Genomic DNA, 14,102 nt, shown 5'->3' on the forward strand with positions numbered 1-14,102 from the left:
ACAACTTGAGTTCAGAAGTCACCAACTTAGTCTGGATAGTAAGAAATTACTCGCCCTGATTGCCAACTGAAGTCTACGGTTGGGTAGTTGCTGCGCCAGCCAAGTGCGTGGCTGATCCCATTGAGGGGCTTCTCGTGAGCATTTCCGTCGACCCGCTGCGTCTGTCCAAGCCGCAGGACTCCAGCACGTACCTCGCCATCAGGACCCCTCAGGGCGGCCGCACGGTCTACAGCGTGCGCGTTCCCCTCCTCGACCTTCCGACCATCCTCCCTGTCCCCGATCCGAACAACGTCGACAAGGACAACCGCAAGGTCGACCGGCTTCACGCCAAGCACTTCGGTGAGTACCTCGACACGAAGCAGGACTGGGTGGCCCCTGCTCTGCTGGCCCGGGATGGCGGCGGATGCACCTTCGAGAAGGTGGATGACCAGGGCGCCGTCGGCTACCTCGTCGTTCCGTGGGCGATCGGAGGCATCTCTAGCCTGCGGACCATCGACGGCCAACACCGTGTGCTGGGCGTTGCCATCGAGAAGCAGCGCATCACGGATGCCATCTCCGCGGTCGACCGCGAGCTGGCTCGCAAGGTCAGCCCGGAGAAGGCCGCGAAACTCGAGGCCGAGCGCGAGAAGCTCATCGGCCAGATGAATCGGCTCAAGGCCGAGTACGTCGGCCTTGACATCTATGTCGAGCCGGACCCGATCAAGTCTCAGCAGATGTTCGTGGACGTTGCCGACAACGCCAAGGGCATCAGTAGTGCCGTCCGCGCCCGGTTCGACAGCTACAAGGTCGCCAACCGCACCCTGTCCGACGTCATCGACCACCCGCTGCTGAAGGGTCGAGTCGACGCCGAGCAGGACCGCATGACTCTTAAGAACCCCAACTTCATGGGTGCCAAGCACGTCGCCGACATCACCCGTGCCGTCATCGCCGGTGCCGGCGGCCGGATCAGTAAGAAGGCCGAGCAGACTCTCACTGACGGTGAGGTGATCGAGCAGGTCAAGGACTTCCTGGACGTTATCTCCAACGCCTTCACCGACCTTGCCGCCCTCACCGAGGATGACACCGAGGCGGAGCGTCATCCTGGGGATCTCACCATGGCCCAGGAAGTACGCCGGGCCTCGCTGCTCGGCTCGGTGGGTATGCTTCGCGTTCTCGGTGGCGTGTTCCGAGAACTGCGAGCGGGCGAGAATCCGGTCGAGCTCGACGACATCACCGAGTTCTTCAAGCGCCTCGACTCGCACATGGCTGCGCCTGTATCCGAGACCAGCATTTGGCGTACTACCGGGGCCAACGCCGACTTCGAGCCGAACGCTTCGGCACCGATCATGCGGACGCAGAATATCGTCCACCTGGTAGGCGTTATCACCGGCTGGTACAAGAAGGCCCCCGCCGCCCTGTAGGCGAAGAACCGGGACTGAAGAGCGCCGCTCCTGAAGGACCGCGCTCTTCGAGCTTCTAGCGCGAACGGGACCAGTCGACACGCTCGGCCGAGTCCACCACCGTCTCCCATGGCCCTGCGCACGACCTCTTGCGGGAGCGTCTGCGCCCACCCCCAGTGAGTGGCCTCTGGGAGAGAGATTCCAAGATCTTCTCCCAGATTTCCCCCAACTGGCCCTGGAAACCACTCAGGGGCCTGACCCGCTCTCGCGGATCAGGCCCCTGACCTGGTACTTCACTGTCGGGGTGGCGGGATTTGAACCCACGACCTCTTCGTCCCGAACGCGATCAGGGGCTCTCGGGAGCTGGCAGCCAAGGTACCAGGGCTGCTCGTTCGGTTCCGTGGCTGTCCAAGACAGTCCGCACGAGTGCTGGTGAGGCTGCAACGTTTGGCCCCCCGTTTGGCCCCCTGGGCAAGCCGTCAGCCAGAGCAAGAAGATCGTGGGGGCACGCTGAAGCATTACACAGCGTGAGACCGGGCAGCGCTCCGCACCAGTTGAAGAGTCACGTGGCACATGGCTTCAAACGCTGCTTGCAGTCTCGCACTGAGAGCCCAAACAGCCTCTTGCGACCGCATGTTGAGCTGATCGGAAGTGGATCTGAGCCGTGGTAGCCGCAGCAAGTTCGTGACCTATCGGAAGCGAAGAACAGCTATCGCTCAGCGCGCTCGCTGGTTACTATCTAGCTCCATTTCACTGAGGGTGGGGTCTTTGGGGGATGCGTGCACGGACGGTCGTAACTCTGTGCGATTTGAGGGGCGTGACAGGGCTTGATGCGCCTGTGACCTGTGCTTCCTCTGGTGACTTGTCGACAATCAGCCAGTCGAGTGGTTTTTTGCTGGCCTACGTCGCTTCTACCTGGGGAAAGTACTGAGTGTCATTAAGGATCACGGCATACGCCTTCACGGCGAGGGGGACTTTAGTGTTTACTAAAGGTAGTAGGTGTGTGGTCTGGCGGGGCCGTAAGGGTTCATTCCATGATCGTATCGAATGTGCGACGAGGGAAGACGGATCTTCACCGGCGGCAGCGTTTTGGGCAGATCTCAAGGTTGGGGACTGGTCTGCTGATCCATACTTTCAAAGCCCGCCGGATGAAAATCAACTACATAACGCAGCCAAGCTGTTTGTGCATCTCAGGCATATTGGGGAAAAGGGCTATCCGCCCTATCAGCGGGCCGTCAACTTCCTAGAGGATGGTATATGGGAGGTTAAGCACGATCATCATCGGATCGCATACTTTGATACCTATGGTGACGGGGGGTATGAACCCAAGGATAAGGTCGACGATCGTCGGATTGCTGACCCTGAATCAAACGATGATTTCTGGTGGTACCCGGAGCTGGACCCCATCTTGCGTCTTACCAATGGATGGGCGAAGGAAGGTCCGAAGGCTCCACCGGAGGCAATTGAACTTGCATTGCTGGTACGAGAGGAGGACGTAGAGCATGACAAGCCGTGACGAAAAGAGCTTGATTGAGAACTACGCCAGTTTTCCTCGCGGGGCTCAAGAACTTTCTGCGGCGAGCCTGGCCCAGAGTGTGGTTAGTTGTCTGGAGCAAGCTAAGAGGGTATCTGGAAAGTCGAACAAGGAGCTTTCGTCACTCTTGGGTGTATCGGAGGGGGCTGTCTCTCAGGTGCTAAATAGTGACGGAAACATTCGAATCTCTACGCTAGCTCGGTACCTGCGCGCTATGGGATTTGAACCTCGGTTGAGTGCTGAGCCTGTCGATGGCGGCGAGTCTTTGCCGACTGCCCCGCGGCGTGTACGCAAGCGGATCGAAAAGAGTTCGGAAGTGATCGGCACATCACGTGTAGAGCGGATGAGTGTGTCGGTTTCGCGATGCAGCGTCACGGATGGTGACGTTGTGGCACCAGCTTTGTCGGTCCTGTTCGTCATGCCCGATCAAGATTTTGATGTAACCCGGGCCGTAACCCGAGAGCATCAAGAGACACCCAAAGTGTGGCATGTCCTTGAAAGCCCTTCTTGGCTAGCGCACTTTACGGCAGAGGCGCCCGAGGTGAGTGAATCTCGCGAGGATGACTCTCCGGCTCATTCTCTGGAGGGTAAGTAATGTCAGCTCGCAATTCCCAAACGCATGCGGATGGCGAGGTCATTACAGACGCTTCTTCTTTGGTGGAAGTAGTGTTGGGGGACGCTTCAGCTAGGCGCGGGCCAGCAAAGCACTATAATCCCGGTGATGCTCAGGTGTCGGTCGAGTCTCAGGGAAGTTTTAGTCGCAATCCCAAAGATGCTTCTAAGGGATTGATTGCTTGCAGGGATCGATATACGGCAGAATTGATAAATTCGGACGGGGATCGAATTGCCGTCATTAAAGCGTCTTTCGTTGCTGCTTTCTCTGTCGTTCGGGAAGAAGATCCGGATGAGGCGGAGCTTGAAAAATTTGCGAACTCTACTGGGCGCCTGGTAATCCGCCCTTATGCGCGAGAGTTTATTCAGCAACTATCGACGCGTATGGGCATTCCAGCGTTTTTGCTTGAGGTTTTGAGATTTCATGGTTCTGTTGTAGAGGAAGATGCGAGTGAGGTAAGTGGCGCGGTGAGTGAAGTCGGCACTTGAAATCACTGCTCCCCTGTTATCGAGGCAGGAAGCCAGGCTTTTCCTGTCCCAGGGTGTGTAGCCGTGCAATGTACTCCTGGGCCGCAGGTTCTGACACGTATCGGCTCCGCATCTCTGCTGCGAGTTCTCGGCTGGTCATGATGAGCGACGGCACCGACTGACGGTCCCCTTCGAGGGCGCGTTCACCCATGATGAGTGCCTGCTCCAAGTCGCCTTCACGTGCCGCCGTGACGCCCAGCGTTACGCGGGCTTCAGCGTTTCGCATCGGTGAGCGCTCGGTACCGTCGAAGTCCGTCCCTGCCCTCAACACCTCTTCAGCGAGCGTGCGAGCTAGTGCTGCATCAAGCAACGTTGGCCCTGTCGACGACCGCGCGTAGGCGCCGGTCGTCGGCATGGCGGTTTCGCCAGATGATGTAGCGGCGGATCATGCTGCCTTGTTCCTTGTGGGTGGCGTGGTCGGTGCCGTCGAGGGTGAAGTACCGCAGGGCGGTGAACTGGGCCTCGATCCGGTTCAGCCAGGAGGAGTTCGTCGGGGTGTAGGCGATCTCGACGTTGTTGTCCGCGGCCCAGGTGCCGACCCGCCGGCAGCGTTTCGTGGTCAGGTGCGGGGAGAAGTTGTCGCAGATGATCGCGATGCGGGTGTCCGGCGGGTAGAGAGTGCGCAGGTAGCGGCAGAACTCCAGGAACTGCGTGCGCCTCTTGACCGGCTTGATGTGGCCGTAGAGCTTGTCCTTGGCCAGGTCCAGGGCGGCGAACAGGTGCCGGACTCCGCCGTAACGGTTGTAGGTGGCCCGGCGTCTGCGGCGCGGTTCGCGGGCGGGGTCTTTGTGCCTGCCGCCGCGTTCGGCCCATTGCCGTCCGGGGTGCGGCATCAGGTTGAGCGGACCGAACTCGTCCATGCAGAAGACGACATCGGGTTCGCCGTCCTCGGGTGTGACCTCGCCGTCGGCGATGGCGTAGAGGTGCTCGACGCGGGCCTTCTTGGCCGCGTAGTCGGGGTCGCGGGAGGTCTTCCAGGTTTTCAGGCGTTGAAAGGAGACGCCTTCCTCGCGGAGCAGGATGCGCAGGCCCTCGTGGCTGATGTCGTCGACCACCCCCTCGGCGACCAGGAAGTCCGCCAGTTTGGCCAGGCTCCAGGTCGAGAACGGCAGGTCGTGCTCGGTGGGCCTGGACTTGGCAATCTTCTTGATCTCACGGCGCTCGGGCAGCGTGAACGTCTTGGGGCGGCCGCCTTTGTACTTCGGGTAGAGCGAGTCGAAGCCGTCGGTGTTGAAGTTGTGGATCACATCGCGGACCCGGTCGTCGCTGGTGAACGACACCTCGGCGATCTTCGCTGCCGGCATGCCCTGCGCGGACAGCAGGACCATCTGGGCCCGGCGCCAGGTCACCACCGACCCGGTCCCCCTGCGGATGATCCGCAGAAGCCGCCGCCCCTCGTCATCGTCGATCTCTCGGACACGTACTCGCTCTGCCACTCGGACAGGGTGTCGGACACGCGCCGCCCGGCACAGCATCCGGACGGCGCGTCACATCACAACAGGGCCAACGTTGCTTGATGCGGCACTAGCTGGTTCTCGCCGACCAGGCGGTAACAGTCCATCGCGTAGAAGTCGAACTTGGCAGGGTCCACGACGAAGTGGTTATCCAGGTTCTCCGGGTACGGCATTGCTTCGAGCATGCGTCGCCCCTTGTCCAGCGCGACCTCAACTTGCCGGCGGTCCCCAAGCCGCGCCCATGCCTTGGCCTCCTGGGCTGCGAGCTGTACAGCCTCACCGTGATGGGGCGCGGCGTCCGCTCCGGCCCGCGATGCTGCGATGACGCCGCGGTAGTCGCCGGTCGTGAGGGCGAACCATGCCCGCATCTCGTGAGCCCACCCGGCGACCTCTGCGTGCTCAGCTTCGGTCGCGAGCGAGAGCGCGGCCTGTCGCGTCGACTCGGCAGCGTGGCGGGCGCCCGTGTCGTACTCGACACAGCCGACCAGTAGCGCGAGCCAACCGGACAGAGCGAGAACCTCGCGGTGCTGCGCGAGCGTGAGGCTCTTCTTGTGGAGGTCGACGACGCGCCGGAGCCACTGCCGCCCCTCGATCAGGAGCTGCTCGCTCGGCATGAACGGATACTCCGAGCTGAGCCGGTCTGCCGTGATCCGCAGAGCATCGAGCGTGGAGTTGTCGACGTCGGACCGGTTGAGGCGGCTCACGATCTCCAGCGTCTCCATGCCGGATGCCGCCAGGATCTCCCGGTCGCCGTCCCGCCGTGCCGGCGCCGGGAAGAGCGCGTGCGTCACGGTACCGAAGAGGGCTGCGATGATCGGCTGGTAGAAGTCGTTCGGCATCTGGCCCGACTCCCAACGCTTCCACTGGCGAATCATGCTCTCCTCTGCGGGCAGCTCCGTGGGAGCGTGCACCCGCAGTGCCCTGACTGCGTCGCGCTGCGACCAGTCGCGTGCCGCTCGCTCGGCAGCGATGCGCCGCGCCCATGCGGGCCTGTCGTCGGTCATGTGCCCTCCTCCGAGTGCCTGCTCCGAGTCTCACCCGCGTGCCAGGGGGACAGGGAAGGGGACACCGGGGTGTCACTGGACATGTCCCCACCTCCGCCTTTCCGTCCCCTGGCTGTCACTTACGTCTCAACTCCCGTTCCTCGCATGCTGGTTGCAGATCAAGCACCATCCGGGGCGGAACGTTCTTCGAGCGCTGCGACCCGTTCAGTCAACGCCTGAATCTGGGAGCGGATTTCCTTGATGTCGTCCTGCGCGTCGTTGCTGGGAGAAGCTCCGTCACTGACGAAGTTACCGAGGTTCCCGGCCGAAACAATGAGCCCTTCGGCCCTGAGTGAGGCCAGGCCGTTCTGGATGGTCTGGCTTGCGAACCCGAACCGGTCGATCAACTCGCGCTGTGACGGGAGCTTGTCGCCCGGCTTCATCTTCTTGATGTCAGCGCGCAGTGCGTCCGCGACCTGCGCCGCTTTCGGCTTCGGCCCTCCTGTGACAGTCATGCTCTGAAGCGTACCCACCACAGCGAACTAGAGCGCATCACTCACGAGGGTTGTGCACCACAGCAGACTAGTGCAAGCTAGTTAACGAGCGGGCTCCGGAAATCTCGGAGCAGCAACCGCTTGACCTGCACGAATGCATAGGGCGGGGACGCTGCAATCCCGCTAAAGGCCAGGGGACAGGGCTTCGGCCCGACTGGCGAGGTGGCCCGGTGACCGCGAGCAACGGCCGGCGAGTGGGGACATGGTCCCCCTTGCAGTGCGTAACCCCTGGTCAGCAAGTCGAAGGAGCTTCAGTGAGTCGACGAATGTGATGGGCGTGGCCGTGATCGACCGGCACGGCGGCGCCGCTCCATCCTCGGTCCGCAGGCACCACTGGTGCCGCGCCCAACCGGTCACCTTCCACCGAATCGCGGCGGCTAGCGCCGCGCCGGTTGCTCGCCCCGTCCGTCCGGGCGCTCTGCGGAGCGCTCCCGTACGGACGGGGTTGAGAGGAGCCGAACTCCGGTGTTCTACAACGACTTTCGCCCTCCCGAAGCAGTCGCCGTCTCACCAAACGCCTGCGATTGCTCCGGCTTCCTGTCCCTCCAATTCAGGAGCTTCGCCATGCGCTCATACATCGGCGGCCATCAGGCCGTCACCACGAACGACTTCATCGAACTGGCCCTGGGCACTCCGCCTGAGCTGTGGCTCGGGGAAGAGGGCGAGAGCGAGGAAGAGCGCGCGGCCCGGCTGGACGCGGCGCGCGACATCCTCGCCGACAACCCCGGTCTCCCGGACACCGTGGCCCGTATCGCCGTCGAGGTGATCGAGGCGCACGCCCCGGAGCTGTTCAACGTCGTCCCGCTGACCCGGCCGGCCGTCCGGCGTCGGGTCTCCCGGAAGGGAGCGGCGGCATGAGGACGACGACTCCCGCCCCTGAGGTGTTGGCTGACCACAACGGTGAGCCGCGTCCGTTCCTGAACATGCCGCTGACGTACGGGCAGGCCCGGTTGGGCATGGCCTTTCATGAGGCTGGGCACGCCGTGTTGTCCATGGCGTACGGCATGCACGTCATCACGTCCGAGGTCATCGCGTGGGAGCCGGAGCCCGGCACGTGGGCCGTGACCGGCAACACCGCGCATCAGACGCAGGACACCCCGCCGTGGCACTACGCCGCACAGTGCGCGGCTGGCGAACTCGCCCACGTCACCTACCTGATGGCCTACGGCCTGTGGACCCCGGAGCGCGCTGCCGCGTGCGCCGCCGCCCATGACTGTGAGCTGGCTATCGACGTCCTCCGTCAGTTCGGCTACCGCCTCGGTCGCACCCGCGTTCCCGAAGGCGGCAAGTCCTGGGGGATGGTGCAGGGCATGGCGCGGCGCAAGGTCGGTCACCTGTGGCGCGAGATCCGCACCGTGGCACACGCCATGGACGAACGGACCGTGCTGACCGGCGACGAGATCGCCGACTTGACCGGCCTGGTCAACCCTTCGTTCCAGGGCGGTGCGGCATGAGTGAGCTGCTGTTTGCCGCTGCGTCGGGTGTACCGATGGCGGCCGGATGGTCGCTGCACGCGCTGCGCCTGCGCCGCCGTATCGAGACAGCCCGGCGCGACCCGCTGACCGGGTTGTGGACCCGTGACGCGTTCGCCGAACGCGCTCCGAAGGTTCTGGCGGGCGGCCAGAGCGCGGTCTACGTCATCGACCTCGACAGGTTCAAGGAGATCAACGACACCTACGGGCACGCTGCCGGGGACGCGATCATCGCGGCCACCGGTGAGCGGCTCGCGGAATGGGCCGACGTCAACGCCGGCATCGTGGTGCGCCTGGGTGGCGATGAGTTCGCCGCGGTCGCCCGCGTGTACAGCCTCGCTGATCTGTCGTGGACGTTGGGCGAGTTGACCCGCGCCATCGAGCAGCCGGTCACCGTCGACGGCCGCCCCCTCACGGTAGGCGCCTCCATCGGCGCGGTCGGCTACGACCCGCGCACAGACGACGTGGACCTATCCACGCTGCTGCGGTTGGCGGATGAGCAGATGTACACGGCCAAGCACTCCGGTGCCGACTGGCTCACCGCCCTGGACCTGACCTTGCAGAGCGGGACGGTCAACGGCCGCCGCGCCGGCCGCTCGGGTACACACGGCGGGACGGAGGCCGCGGCATGACCGTCACTACGCCCCCCGCCCCCGAGGCGACCGCCTCCGGGGTACCGCCGCTGACCCGCCCGGAGTTGGGCCTCGCCGGTGTTGGCGCGCTTGCCGCCGCCGGTGTCGGCGCGCTCGGTCTGATCTCCTCCTTCGACGCGGTGTCCGATGCCGCGGCGAGTTGGGGGTTCTCCGCTCCGTGGATGCTGCCGGTCGGCATCGACGTGTCCATCCCGGTGTTCACTGTCGCCAACCTCCTCCTTATCCGGATGGACATGGCGCTTGCGTGGGTGCGGTTCGTGCCCTGGGCGCTGACGCTGATCACGTGCGGGCTGAACATCGCGGCCGGACACTCGCTGTCGGCGAAGGTCGCGCACGGCACGATGCCGCTGCTGTGGGTGGTGTTCTCCGAGATCGGCGCGCACGTCTACGCCGTTCGCATCGGCGCGGCCACCGGCCGCCGCATGGAAAAGATCCGGTTCTCCCGATGGCTGTTGGCGCCGGTGTCGACGTTCGCGCTGTGGCGCCGTATGACGCTGTGGGAAGTCACCTCCTACACGATGGCGTTGACCTGCGAGCGCGATCGGCTGTTGGCCCGTGCCGACCTGCATGAGCGCTTCGGCTGGAACTGGCGCAGGAAGACCCCGCGGCGTGAGCGCGTGATGCTGCGCATGGGCGACCTCACCCCCGCCACCGAAGACACCACCCCGCCCCCGGCAGCGCCGTCGGTCGACGCCAAGCCCCGGCCGCGCCGGCAGACCCCCGCCAAAGGCAAGGCCAAGGCACAGCGCACCTTCGAGGAGCTACTGACCGAGGCGCGCACGCTCACCGCACTCTGGCCGGACAGGGAGTTGACCGCGGACCGCATCCGTACAGCGGTGCACGTCTCGCAGGCCAACGCCCGCTCGCTGCGCGACGCGTTGAAGGCCGAACGCGCCGACGGCCGCCCGCTGCACTCCGTGGACGCTGCGGAGAGCGACAACACGACGGCTGAGGCCGCCTGATGTTCGGCAAGTGCTTCGACCCGACCGGCGCGACCTACGGAGTGCCCACCTACCCGTGGCGCTACGCCCCGGACGGATTGGTTACCCGCCGTCAGCTCCGGGCCCGTGGCTTACGTCCGGGCGGTCAGCCGATAGCGGCTCAGGTGCTGCGCCCGCGCTACCGGCGCGGCCCGTTGGTCGCCTACCTCTACCGCGTCGACCGCGCCAAGCCGGTCCGGCCGATGACGGCCGGCAAACGGGCCGCGCTCGCCAAGGCGATGTGCGCCCGCCGCACCTGCCCGCAGTGCCGCACCGACGCGGGATACGTCATCCCCACCTCGCTCGGCATGTGCGTGCCCTGCGCCTACCCCGAGGAACAGCGCGCCGCTTGACCTACCAGAAGTCCAGGAACTCCCAGAGAGCTTCCGCGATTCGGTTCCTGCGCCGGTGTGCCTTGCTGCAATAACGCCGCTTGCGCCAGCGGCTTTCCGGCTGCTGCACCGGCTTGCCGCACCACTCGCACGGTCGCGTCCTGGACTCAGTTTTCCCCATGCCACCCCCGTAGCACCACCGCGTGCGGGGTCCGTCCGCCCACCTCCTACAGCGACGGCCGGACCCCGCCTTTCCTCCCATTGGAAGGAACCTTCAGTGAAGCACCCCGACGACGAGAACGAACTCTTCAACCGACTCGAAGCAGAACTGAACACCGACCACGCGTCCGACTTGGGGGGCGACGTAGTCGACCTCGACAAGGCACGGTCGGCCCGTACCGAGTCGCCCGACCCGACCGCCCGACCCGACTCCGACCCGGAGGCCGGTCGGTCGGGTGCCGAGTCGGGCGACCCGACCGCCCGCGTGATGGTCGACGTTCCGACCACGAAGGCGACGGGTCCGGGCTACCTGGGTCGGCTGCTCGCCGCGCAGCGCCGTCCGGTCGTTCCGCCGTGGCTTCAGTCCGTGACGGAACTGAAGACCGCCACCGCGTGGGTGGCTCGCCACTACGCGCACTCGGTCGGCTATCACGCCCTGCGCTCCCCGGTCTACGCCGCACGCCTCACGCTCCAAGCCCCGTCGGGTGCAGCGAAGTTCGTGGGCGGCACGCTGCGGTGGATGGCCGACCGCGAGGGCGAACCGGTCCGCCTCGCCGCGGTCCGCCGCGAGGACGCAGCCGAGTACCTGAAGCTGTCACGGCAGCGCGACGGACGCGTCCGACTGCGCACCCTCGTCACCGTGCTCGCGATGTTCATCGGGCTCGGCTCCGCACTGGCCTTGTACGTCCTCGCCCCCGACTGGCTTCAGGCCGTTTCGGTCGGCGCGGTTGTGATGGCGCTCGGGTTCGCCGGCCGCAAGGCGGATGCCCCGGTTATCCACAGGGCGGTGGAACTGCCCAAGGCCGTCAAGCTCACCAGTGACATCGTGCTGCGTGCGCTCGGCTCGCTCGGCATTCCCGCCATCAACCAGGCGCAGGGCAAGGGTCGCGACGGATTCGAGTTCACCGCGCCCATCACGCGTGACGGTCCGGGGTGGCGTGCGGAGGGCAACCTCCCGTATGGCGTCACGGTGACCGACGTCATCGAGCGCCGCGACCGGCTCGCGTCCGGTCTGCGCCGCCCGCTGGGCTGCGTGTGGCCGGAGGCGGTGGCCGATGAGCACACTGGTCACCTGGTGCTGTGGGTCGGCGACCAGGACATGTCCAAGGCGAAGAAGCCCGCGTGGCCGCTGGCGAAGTCGGGCAGCACGGACCTGTTCAAGCCGGTCGCGTTCGGCACCGACCAGCGCGGACGCTGGGTCGAGATCACGCTCATGTACATCGCGGCCGTCATCGGCGCGATCCCGCGCATGGGCAAGACCTTCCTGCTTCGACTGCTGCTGCTCATCGCCGCGTTGGACCCGCGTGCGGAGCTCCACACCTACGACCTCAAGGGCACCGGTGACCTGGACCCGGTCGGCAACGCCGTGTCCTACCGCCACCGCGCGGGTGACGAGGAAGAGGACATCGAGTACGCGGTGCGGGACCTGCGCGCACTGCGTGAGGAACTGCGCCGCCGCGCCAAGATGATTCGCTCACTGCCGCGCGACATCTGCCCCGAGTCCAAGGTGACGTCCCAGCTTGCCGACATGAAGCACCTGGGACTGCACCCGATCGTGGTCGGGGCGGATGAGTGCCAGGTCTGGTTCGAGCACGACAAGTACGGCAAGGAACTCGAAGAGATCTGCACCGACCTGGTCAAGCGCGGTCCGGCCACGGGGATCGTGCTGTTGCTGGCGACGCAGCGGCCGGACGCGAAGGCGCTGCCCACGGGCATCTCTGCGAACGCGTCGGCGCGGTTCTGCCTGAAGGTCATGGGCCAGTTGGAGAACGACATGGTGCTCGGCACGTCCGCGTACAAGCGCGGGGTGCGCGCGACCATGTTCTCTTGGGGTGACAAGGGCATTCACTACTTCGTGGGTGAAGGCTCGGACGCCCGGATCGTCGGCTCGGTCTACGTGGACGCCCCGGCCGCCGATGCCATCGGTGCCCGTGCCCGCAAGGCGCGCGAACTCGCCGGCACCCTTTCCGGCTACGCGCTCGGGGAAGAGCCGGAGGTGGACGCGGGCAGCGCGTACGACCTGCTGCGCGACATCCTCGCCGTCGTTGCGGCCGATGAGCCCAAGGTGTGGTCCGAGACTGTCGTGGCCCGCCTCGCCGACCTGCGCGAGGACGTCTACGACGGCTGGGACCCCGAGGGGCTCGCCGCGGCGCTCAAGCCGCACGGCGTTTCCACCATCCAGGTGGGGCGCCGGGTGAACGGCAAGGTGGTCAACCGGCGCGGTATCGACCGCTCTCACATCGTCACGGCGATTGCGGAGCGTGACGGAAGCCGGGACGCGGGCTGACGCTCCGGGGCCGCTAGCGCTAGCGGCACACCCCGCTAACGTTAGCGGCCCCGCTAGCGCCCCAAACCCGATCTGATCAGGCCGCTAGCGGATAGCGGCCCACCTGCGGAAACCCCTGAAAACCGCCTGGGAGGGCTCTGATGACCCCCACCCTGCTCGCTATCGCCATGCCCTTCGCTGTCACTCTGTGTTACGCGACTGTGTGTGCTGCCTCGCCGTTTGGCAACTGCCGCAAGTGCAACGGCTGGGGCTTCCAGATGAAGACCGACCGCAAGGGCCGCCAGAAGCGCGGCAAGGACTGCCGCCGCTGCCACGCGACCGGCAAACGCATACGCATCGGCCGCTGGCTCTACAACCGCTGGGCCCGCATCTACCGCGCCGGCACCGACACCCCGCGCCCGGAAGGCTCCCGATGATCCTGAACATCTCCGCCGTGCTGCTGTTCGGCGCCGCCTCCGCCCTCGCCGTCAAGACCAAGTCCGCCGGCGGAGGCGCCGCCCTGGTGCTGTTCCTGTTCGGGTTCTTCGTCGCCGGGACCGGCGCCTACGAGCCCATCCACAACCTCGTGCAGGCATCCGCCGACACCCTGTCCGCCCTCGGCAACTGAACGGGAGAGCTGCCATGAACGAACCCCTCACGGCCTACGACCACCACCGCCTCGCCGGTCACAACGCGGCGGTCGTTGAGGTCCACCACCCCACGCCGCTCGCCCCGGTACCGCACGCCGCGCCGCTCATGCACGTACAGCCCGGCAGCATCCCCGCGGTGACGAGCATCATCCTGCCGGACGGCCGCGTCGTCACCGGCTACGCCATGGAGCCCGCCAAGCCCGAACCCGTCGCGACCAAGCCGGCCGTCTCGCGTACGGCGGTGAACATCGCCCTCGGAGGCATCGGGTTCAGCGCCGTGTGCGGCGGCCTGGTCCTGCTCACCACGTTCATCGCCGCCCTGGCCGCGCTGATCCATCAGCTCATCGTCCTCGCCGCCGTCATCTTCGGAGGCTGGGTCGCCGTGCAGGTGTTCAGCGCGAGCGGCCATGGCAGCGGGACAACGGTCAACATCCGCAAGGCCGTCTTCAAGCGCAACCACTTCCACAGCTAGGCCCGGGGCGGGCG

General features: G+C 65.5%; 15 protein-coding genes. 12 read left to right on the top strand and 3 right to left on the bottom strand.

What is annotated here, in order from left to right; all coding sequences use genetic code 11:
• Positions 1 to 134: 134 nt before the first annotated feature.
• The 3 genes from OG223_RS29240 (at position 135) to OG223_RS29250 (ending at position 4,014) form a co-directional block, all read left to right on the top strand.
• On the top strand, positions 135 to 1,400 hold the full coding sequence (locus tag OG223_RS29240) for a DNA sulfur modification protein DndB (protein WP_329254895.1): 1,266 nt from the start codon (positions 135 to 137) through the stop codon (positions 1,398 to 1,400).
• Between the two features lie 982 nt (positions 1,401 to 2,382).
• The gene (locus OG223_RS29245; protein ID WP_329254897.1) at positions 2,383 to 2,895 is read left to right on the top strand and encodes a hypothetical protein; all 513 of its coding nucleotides are present in this window, start codon (positions 2,383 to 2,385) and stop codon (positions 2,893 to 2,895) included.
• 612 nt (positions 2,896 to 3,507) lie between these two features.
• The gene (locus OG223_RS29250) at positions 3,508 to 4,014 is read left to right on the top strand and encodes a hypothetical protein (protein WP_329254899.1); all 507 of its coding nucleotides are present in this window, start codon (positions 3,508 to 3,510) and stop codon (positions 4,012 to 4,014) included.
• Positions 4,015 to 4,355: 341 nt separating this feature from the next.
• Here OG223_RS29250 and OG223_RS29255 read toward each other — a convergent pair whose 3' ends face one another.
• The 3 genes from OG223_RS29255 to OG223_RS29265 form a co-directional block, all read right to left on the bottom strand.
• Positions 4,356 to 5,489, bottom strand: coding sequence for an IS630 family transposase (locus OG223_RS29255; protein WP_329247221.1), 1,134 nt, complete (start codon positions 5,487 to 5,489; stop codon positions 4,356 to 4,358).
• Positions 5,490 to 5,545: 56 nt separating this feature from the next.
• Positions 5,546 to 6,511 carry an XRE family transcriptional regulator gene (locus tag OG223_RS29260; protein ID WP_329254902.1) on the bottom strand — a complete coding sequence of 322 codons (966 nt, stop codon included), beginning with the start codon at positions 6,509 to 6,511 and terminating at the stop codon, positions 5,546 to 5,548.
• Between the two features lie 158 nt (positions 6,512 to 6,669).
• The gene (locus OG223_RS29265; RefSeq protein WP_329254904.1) at positions 6,670 to 7,005 is read right to left on the bottom strand and encodes a winged helix-turn-helix domain-containing protein; all 336 of its coding nucleotides are present in this window, start codon (positions 7,003 to 7,005) and stop codon (positions 6,670 to 6,672) included.
• A 603-nt stretch (positions 7,006 to 7,608) separates the two neighbouring features.
• On the opposite strand from OG223_RS29265, the gene OG223_RS29270 reads away from it, so the two are divergent.
• The 9 genes from OG223_RS29270 (at position 7,609) to OG223_RS29310 (ending at position 14,088) form a co-directional block, all read left to right on the top strand.
• Positions 7,609 to 7,902, top strand: a complete 294-nt coding sequence (locus OG223_RS29270; RefSeq protein WP_329254907.1) for a hypothetical protein — start codon at positions 7,609 to 7,611, stop codon at positions 7,900 to 7,902.
• Positions 7,899 to 8,498, top strand: a complete 600-nt coding sequence (locus OG223_RS29275; protein ID WP_329254910.1) for a hypothetical protein — start codon at positions 7,899 to 7,901, stop codon at positions 8,496 to 8,498. The genes OG223_RS29270 and OG223_RS29275 overlap by 4 nt, the downstream gene beginning before the upstream one ends.
• Positions 8,495 to 9,148, top strand: coding sequence for a GGDEF domain-containing protein (locus OG223_RS29280; RefSeq protein ID WP_329254913.1), 654 nt, complete (start codon positions 8,495 to 8,497; stop codon positions 9,146 to 9,148). The genes OG223_RS29275 and OG223_RS29280 overlap by 4 nt, the downstream gene beginning before the upstream one ends.
• Positions 9,145 to 10,131 (top strand): DUF2637 domain-containing protein, encoded by a 987-nt coding sequence (locus OG223_RS29285; RefSeq protein ID WP_329254916.1) that lies wholly within the window; start codon positions 9,145 to 9,147, stop codon positions 10,129 to 10,131. Before OG223_RS29280 ends, OG223_RS29285 begins: the two co-directional genes overlap by 4 nt.
• On the top strand, positions 10,131 to 10,502 hold the full coding sequence (locus OG223_RS29290) for an RRQRL motif-containing zinc-binding protein (protein ID WP_329254918.1): 372 nt from the start codon (positions 10,131 to 10,133) through the stop codon (positions 10,500 to 10,502). Before OG223_RS29285 ends, OG223_RS29290 begins: the two co-directional genes overlap by 1 nt.
• Positions 10,503 to 10,758: 256 nt before the next feature.
• Entirely contained in the window at positions 10,759 to 12,987 is a 2,229-nt protein-coding gene (locus OG223_RS29295) for a cell division protein FtsK (RefSeq protein WP_329254920.1), read from the top strand.
• 140 nt (positions 12,988 to 13,127) lie between these two features.
• Entirely contained in the window at positions 13,128 to 13,403 is a 276-nt protein-coding gene (locus OG223_RS29300) for a hypothetical protein (protein ID WP_329254924.1), read from the top strand.
• Positions 13,400 to 13,594, top strand: a complete 195-nt coding sequence (locus OG223_RS29305; RefSeq protein WP_329254926.1) for a hypothetical protein — start codon at positions 13,400 to 13,402, stop codon at positions 13,592 to 13,594. The genes OG223_RS29300 and OG223_RS29305 overlap by 4 nt, the downstream gene beginning before the upstream one ends.
• A 14-nt stretch (positions 13,595 to 13,608) precedes the next feature.
• Entirely contained in the window at positions 13,609 to 14,088 is a 480-nt protein-coding gene (locus tag OG223_RS29310) for a hypothetical protein (protein ID WP_329254929.1), read from the top strand.
• Positions 14,089 to 14,102: the final 14 nt, after the last annotated feature.

Source organism: Streptomyces sp. NBC_01478, assembly GCF_036227225.1.
Lineage (GTDB): Bacteria > Actinomycetota > Actinomycetes > Streptomycetales > Streptomycetaceae > Streptomyces.

What these genes read in the sequence shown, in the direction of transcription:
- OG223_RS29250 (WP_329254899.1), top strand. Translation starts at nt 3,508, where the DNA reads ATGTCAGCTCGCAATTCCCAAACGCATGCGGATGGCGAGGTCATTACA.
- OG223_RS29260 (WP_329254902.1), bottom strand. Translation starts at nt 6,511, where the DNA reads ATGACCGACGACAGGCCCGCATGGGCGCGGCGCATCGCTGCCGAGCGA.
- OG223_RS29265 (WP_329254904.1), bottom strand. Translation starts at nt 7,005, where the DNA reads ATGACTGTCACAGGAGGGCCGAAGCCGAAAGCGGCGCAGGTCGCGGAC.
- OG223_RS29270 (WP_329254907.1), top strand. Translation starts at nt 7,609, where the DNA reads ATGCGCTCATACATCGGCGGCCATCAGGCCGTCACCACGAACGACTTC.
- OG223_RS29275 (WP_329254910.1), top strand. Translation starts at nt 7,899, where the DNA reads ATGAGGACGACGACTCCCGCCCCTGAGGTGTTGGCTGACCACAACGGT.
- OG223_RS29280 (WP_329254913.1), top strand. Translation starts at nt 8,495, where the DNA reads ATGAGTGAGCTGCTGTTTGCCGCTGCGTCGGGTGTACCGATGGCGGCC.
- OG223_RS29285 (WP_329254916.1), top strand. Translation starts at nt 9,145, where the DNA reads ATGACCGTCACTACGCCCCCCGCCCCCGAGGCGACCGCCTCCGGGGTA.
- OG223_RS29290 (WP_329254918.1), top strand. Translation starts at nt 10,131, where the DNA reads ATGTTCGGCAAGTGCTTCGACCCGACCGGCGCGACCTACGGAGTGCCC.
- OG223_RS29300 (WP_329254924.1), top strand. Translation starts at nt 13,128, where the DNA reads ATGACCCCCACCCTGCTCGCTATCGCCATGCCCTTCGCTGTCACTCTG.
- OG223_RS29305 (WP_329254926.1), top strand. Translation starts at nt 13,400, where the DNA reads ATGATCCTGAACATCTCCGCCGTGCTGCTGTTCGGCGCCGCCTCCGCC.
- OG223_RS29310 (WP_329254929.1), top strand. Translation starts at nt 13,609, where the DNA reads ATGAACGAACCCCTCACGGCCTACGACCACCACCGCCTCGCCGGTCAC.